The sequence below is a fragment of the Salipiger abyssi genome, assembly GCF_017311415.1.
GTDB classification, from domain to species: domain Bacteria; phylum Pseudomonadota; class Alphaproteobacteria; order Rhodobacterales; family Rhodobacteraceae; genus Salipiger; species Salipiger abyssi_A.
This window is the reverse complement of the sequence record NZ_JAEKIS010000052.1, coordinates 1-5,443: the sequence shown is the minus strand read 5'-3', so window position 1 is coordinate 5,443 and position 5,443 is coordinate 1. Positions and strand designations below refer to the sequence as shown.

9 protein-coding genes are annotated in these 5,443 nt (G+C 53.6%); 7 read left to right on the top strand and 2 right to left on the bottom strand.

What is annotated here, in order from left to right:
• Together I6N89_RS25110 and I6N89_RS25105 are read left to right on the top strand one after the other, a co-directional pair.
• A partial coding sequence (locus I6N89_RS25110) for a hypothetical protein (protein WP_207020944.1) occupies positions 1-293 on the top strand: 293 nt, incomplete at its 5' end.
• Positions 294-405: 112 nt separating this feature from the next.
• Entirely contained in the window at positions 406-1,026 is a 621-nt protein-coding gene (locus tag I6N89_RS25105; RefSeq protein WP_207020943.1) for a hypothetical protein, read from the top strand.
• On the opposite strand, the gene I6N89_RS25100 is transcribed toward I6N89_RS25105, so the two are convergent.
• Positions 1,001-1,456 carry a hypothetical protein gene (locus I6N89_RS25100; protein ID WP_207020942.1) on the bottom strand — a complete coding sequence of 152 codons (456 nt, stop codon included), beginning with the start codon at positions 1,454-1,456 and terminating at the stop codon, positions 1,001-1,003. The genes I6N89_RS25105 and I6N89_RS25100 overlap by 26 nt on opposite strands.
• A 762-nt stretch (positions 1,457-2,218) precedes the next feature.
• Between I6N89_RS25100 and I6N89_RS25095 the strand changes: the two genes are divergently transcribed.
• Genes I6N89_RS25095 through I6N89_RS25085 form a run of 3 tightly spaced genes read left to right on the top strand, consistent with a single transcriptional unit; the run spans position 2,219 to position 3,691 of the window.
• Positions 2,219-3,163 (top strand): replication initiator protein A, encoded by a 945-nt coding sequence (locus I6N89_RS25095; RefSeq protein ID WP_328805929.1) that lies wholly within the window; start codon positions 2,219-2,221, stop codon positions 3,161-3,163.
• A 57-nt stretch (positions 3,164-3,220) separates the two neighbouring features.
• A complete protein-coding gene (locus I6N89_RS25090) occupies positions 3,221-3,394 on the top strand; it encodes a hypothetical protein (RefSeq protein ID WP_207020940.1) in 174 nt (57 codons plus the stop codon).
• A gap of 6 nt (positions 3,395-3,400) precedes the next feature.
• Positions 3,401-3,691 (top strand): type II toxin-antitoxin system RelE/ParE family toxin, encoded by a 291-nt coding sequence (locus tag I6N89_RS25085; RefSeq protein WP_207020939.1) that lies wholly within the window; start codon positions 3,401-3,403, stop codon positions 3,689-3,691.
• Positions 3,692-3,699: 8 nt separating this feature from the next.
• Here the strand turns inward: I6N89_RS25085 and I6N89_RS25080 are convergent, their stop codons facing one another.
• Complete coding sequence (locus I6N89_RS25080) at positions 3,700-4,101, bottom strand: helix-turn-helix domain-containing protein (RefSeq protein WP_207020938.1); 402 nt, start codon at positions 4,099-4,101, stop codon at positions 3,700-3,702.
• Positions 4,102-4,296: 195 nt separating this feature from the next.
• Here I6N89_RS25080 and mobQ point away from each other — a divergent pair, with 195 nt between their 5' ends.
• Positions 4,297-5,247, top strand: a complete 951-nt coding sequence (gene mobQ / locus I6N89_RS25075) for a MobQ family relaxase (protein WP_207020937.1) — start codon at positions 4,297-4,299, stop codon at positions 5,245-5,247.
• Positions 5,237-5,443 (top strand): hypothetical protein (locus tag I6N89_RS25070; protein ID WP_207020936.1); only part of this gene is annotated, 207 nt, incomplete at its 3' end. The genes mobQ and I6N89_RS25070, both read left to right, overlap by 11 nt.

Genomic DNA, 5,443 nt, shown 5'->3' with positions numbered 1-5,443 from the left:
GTGCGATGAACCTGAAACTGGTGCCGGCGCTCGCCACCGGCGAGCCGGTGCGCCAGATACCCTATCTGCAACCGATCACCATCGAACATCACCGCGAGACGGACCAACTTTGCCTGCTGTGTCACAGCACAGGCATGATGGTGTTTTTAGAGGGGCGGGGACTGGAAGAGCTGGCCGACCTGATCGCGGAAAAGCGCGTTAAGGCCATCTTCATGTTCGACGCCGCGCTGTGGCCGCAACCAGATAATGAAGCGGCTGTGGTGAGTAAGATTAGCGTGGAGCAATCTTCATAGAATTGTAATATTCTCCATGATGTTCATTGTGTAAATTATTATAATGGAATGCAAAAATCACAAAAATCTGAACATCCCAAGAGGGGTGGTTTTTTTCGGTGACTCAATGCATATGGACAACGAAATTGTAGATTTCGTCATCCAGACGGTTAAAGAACATCCTCCCAAGAACTTATACTTAGAGCTCCCCCAAGAGATAGAGGAGGAATTTTACAACTCCCCTAGAAACGAGAGATTTCACTTACTTCAAAAATGGAGTTCAAGGCCAGAGAAGACATTGGAGCTATATGAAACGGCAGAAGCAAATGATGTCAATATTCGTTTTTTCGATAGCAGAGCGAATTTGGAGGCAGTAAAGGCCGCGTACGAATCTTATACCCGTGAAATTTCTTCTCAGACGGAAGAATCCGCATCTGAATTGCTGTCGCTGAGGATGGAAGTAAATCAGAAAGCAGCAGATTACATATCAAACACATCAGGAAAAGAAACTGCATTTGTATTTTCCGGAATGCTGCATACTGCGGGTAATAATGATATAGACAACATGGTTGGATTGAGAAGCACTGTTATCAATATATATCACAGACCCTCTGACAGAAAATCAACAGAAGACCTTCTTTCTGGAATTTTGGAAAGTGTTGAGACTGACGGACAGGAGTGCGTTTTCATAGAAAGCCCGTCGGCTTCTATTCCTGTATTAGGCCGAACTACTTTTCAGCAATCTCGTCAGTGAACTGGAAAGATTGTCCTTCCTTGGGGGTGCTGCCATCATGCGGGCAGAAATAGTGGTTTTGTTGAACGATAATTTTCTGGCCGTTTTCTTCACAGTATCTCACTGTGTATATTCCAGAGCTTTCTACGGCCTCATATATTTCGCGCTCAATTACTGGTATCTTATCGTGTGAGTCTGAGACATAACCAAGCTCAGACATAGTTTCCATCGTAGCATCTGTGGTTGTGGCGTAGGCTATACCGCCACCAGCAACGGTTAGAATCATTGCCCCTGTTTTTGTAAATGCTACGCCCTTAACAATGAAAGCGGTTCCTATCGCAGCGGCCTTCAGAGCAGCGGCGCTTAGAATTACTGCTTTTCCTGTTAGGCCAAGTGCTGCGCCGAGATACGCAAGTCCTTTGGGTACCAATAGAAGGATTGGTGCTGCCATTTCTTGTCCTCCATACCTAGCCTGTCTTATTGACGATGGGGATGGAGTCGATTCGCTACAAGACCTAGGGGCAACTTTTTATCCCTGTCTTCGGAGCCGCCTTCGCTTGTCCCGTGAAGGAGCTGTCGGGATTCTTCCTGCAAAGGCGCGAAGCGGGAGCGGAGACACGCGCAGGATGCGCTAGCATCCGAGCATGGCGAGCACCCACCCTTTGCAGGGAGGTTCCCAGAAGCTCTAGGGGCAGTCTAAGCGAAGGTGGATCAGGAGGCGTAGGGATGCCCCCTGTCTTTGGTGAGCCTGAAGCGGTTCTTCAGGCCGCCCTTGGCGGCCTTTCAAATCTTGTCGGCCCATGGCCGACGCTTTCTAAGCAAATGCTTGTTCGGCAACCAGCTGGACGCCTTGTTGAATTCGCACCTTTCGGAACCACTCAGACTTATCCACAGGCGAAGCCTAGTGTTAATAGTGTTACCTACGGAGTAGTGTTACGAATTGCGCAAAGCCTTGGTAGCAATGGAGAAAAGTGACGTCCGGGTTCCGAAAGGGTCAAACTTTGGTTCCGAAAGGGTCAAACTTTGGTTCCGAAAGGGTCAAACGAAATCGACGGCAGACATGGTTCCTGATAGGTCAAACAAACCGTGCGAGACTGGAGCTATCCACAGAGGTTCCTGATAGGTCAAATTTTTGGTTCCTGATAGGTCAAGCTTTCGCTATGCTATCAGGATGGCTCTTCTCCCCGATAGACACCCTCAGCAGGACTTTTTCGTGCTCGACATCGCTGACGTTGTGCCGAAGGATGACACGGCCTCGATGGAGCATCCGCTGTTCTCTCTGGCCACCAAGCCGGATCATCGCCACTTGCACTATCGATCAGGCGACAACTCCTTGACGATAATTCCATCGGGCATTGGTCTGCCCACGATCTTCGACAAGGACATCCTCATCTTCTGCATCAGCCAGTTGATGCACAAAAAAAACCGTGGTGAAAAAATAGGCAAGCGCGTTCGATTCTCGGCCAGAGAGCTTTCTATAGCCACCAACCGTCCCATTGGCGGCAACCACTACAAGCGGCTGGAACAAGCCATGATCCGGTTGGGTGGAACGCAGTTCAAGACGGATATTACTACGGGAAACAGACGTGAGACGCGCATTTTCGGACTTGTTGACGAGGGCGGCTTCGTTATGAGAGAGACCGGTGAATGGCGGCTCGACTACTGCGAGATCGTTCTTTCAGACTGGTTGATGCGCGCTATCGAAGCTGCCGAAGTCGTCACCATTTCGAATGACTATTTCCGACTGCGGCGCCCTCTGGAACGGCGGATTTACGAGATTGCGCGCAAGCATTGTGGCAACCAGCCACGCTGGCAAATCGGTCTGGCCAAGCTGCAAGAGAAGACAGGCAGCAATGCGCCGCTGAAAAAGTTCCGGCTGAACATCCGGCAGATCATTGAGGATGACCATATCCCCTTCTATAGCATTGAGCTGGCGAAAGATGATTTGGTGGTGTTCCGGCCGCGCAAGCCCAAGCGGCAGATTACGGCCGATCTGGTCATCCCGGCATGGGCCGAAGAGAAGGCGCGCAAGATCGCCCGTGAGAAGGGTTGGGACTATCACGCGCTGGAAGCTGAATGGCGCGGCTTTGCCGATAACCCGGACAATCCCGGTGCGGCTTTTGTGGGGTTCTGTAAGCAGAAAGAGAGCCTACGCTAGATTCTCGGGCACAATTTGGTGCTGGAAATTTTCCCTTTGAAACTATATGATTAGCTTATGAAACCAGAATCGAAACAAAACTTCACGCCGTCCGAAGATGTCTTCGATGAAATCGACATCGAGGCGTTGCCTGCTATCCGCAGGGGGCTGGCCGACAGTCGCGCCGGGCGCGGACGCCCTGCCGAGGAAGTGTTTGCCGAGCTGGAAGAACGCTACCGCGCGATGATGTAGGGCTTTATGCTGTGCATCTTCCGCGATGAGGCGATTCAGAACCTCAAGGAAATCGGTGACTTCATCGCTCAGGACAGCCCTGAAAGAGCGGTGAGCTACATTCAGGAAATGCGCGCTTACTGCCAGCAGATCGCGCTCAGCCCAACCATCCGGCGCGTTGTTGCGCACATCGAGGGGCGGGCAGTCCGCAAGGCGCTCTTTGGCAACTACCATATCTATTACACCCTCCTGAGCGATGAGGACGGCATTGAGATCGTCCATATCCGCCATGGAGCGAGGCGGCGGCCAACCTTCTGAGCCTTTTCCTAGCGGCCCGTGAGGCGGGCCCAGAAGCCCTTTGGGGGCTGACGCTGGTCGGTGACCATGGCCGTCAGTTTGCGGCGTTCTTCGCTCTCCGCATCAAGGCGCTGGCGCAAATCATCAATGGTTTTCTGGCGGTCGTCCGCGATCTGACGAAGTGCTTCAAGTTCCACTTGCAACCCACTGGTTTCACGGGGTGTTTCTGCCGTTTCATCTTGGGTTGCGATTTGCTTCATTTTGCTGTTTCTGTGACCGTTGCTGTCAACCCACCTCTGAAGCTCAGCCGGGTTGATCTGATAGCTATTGTCCTCAAGCCTCGATGCCGAAAGCTTACCGTTTTTAATGGCTCTTGAGATGGTTGCCTTGCTACAACCCGCCTCCTTCGCCGCCTGTCCCAAAGTGTACAATATGCGTTCCCCCGCAACGTTCGAATTTGCATCATATGATGCAAATTCGAACGTTTCACTGAAACGCCCCCCGGTCAATCAGAAGCGCCAAGTTATCCAGACGAATGCGAGCGCATCTCGTAGAGATGCATAAGTGAACATTCGTCTTATGGCGCAACTTATGGTAGGGTCGGAGGGAAGGGGCAAGAAACCGACATGGCGATCTATCATCTACGGGTTAAGTTCGTGCAACGCTCTGCGGGCCGTTCCGCGGTTGCGGCGGCGGCATACCGTTCCGGCGAACGGCTCACAGATGAACGGCGCGGAACGGTTGAGGACTACACCCGCAAGCAGGACATTGAGCATAGCGAGGTAATGCTGCCAGAGGGAATTCCCGTTTCATTGCAGGATCGCGGGGCACTGTGGAACGCGGTTGAAACGGGTATCAAACACCCACGGGGGCAACCCGCCTTTGAGGTGGAGGTGGCCCTGCCGCGTGAGCTGGACAAGGCGCAATGCGCCCAGCTCGTGCGGGAATTTGCACAGGATCATTTCGTCGCGAAGGGGCTGCCCGTGGATTTTGCCATTCACCGCACCCCGGCCAGCGACGGCGGGGAGCATCCCCATGCCCACATTCTCGTCAGCACCCGGCGTTTCAACGAGGATGGCTCGATCGGCAAGGCAGCGCGCGACATGCAGGACAACCCCAAGCTGGTCGCCAAGGTCTATGCGCTGGAAGAGGAGGGGAAGATTGACGAGGCGGTGATGCTGCAAAAAGACCTGAATCTGGGCCAGTGGCGCAAGAGCTGGGAGGATTATAGCAACCGTTTTTTGTCCGATGCAGGCTCTAGCAGCCGCATAGATCACCGCACACTGGCCGCACAGGCCGTTGAGGGTGAGCTGGCAAGGGAACCCACCCCAAATATCGGGATCGGCTTCTACGGCCATCTGAGGGCCTTTCAGGGCCATATGGCCGAACGGGTGCAGCATTGGAAGGAAGTCGGCTTCAGGAACGCCATGCGGGAGCAGATGGATCGGATCATGGAGCGGCGGCCCGATCTGAATGCCGAGTTTATCGCCCATGCCCGCGAGTATGCGCGCAACCTGTTCCCGGAGATTGGCCGGGACGAACCGGAACTTGAGCAGGGGCTGGATTATGAGCAGTAGGTTTCGGGAGCATTTCGGGTTTGATGTCCAGGAGGATGACGGGCGCTATCGCGCCTGGCACACCTGCCAGCAGGGAAGTGCGATGAACCTGAAACTGGTGCCGGCGCTCGCCACCGGCGAGCCGGTGCGCCAGATACCCTATCTGCAACCGATCACCATCGAACATCACCGCGAGACGGACCAACTTTGCCTGCTG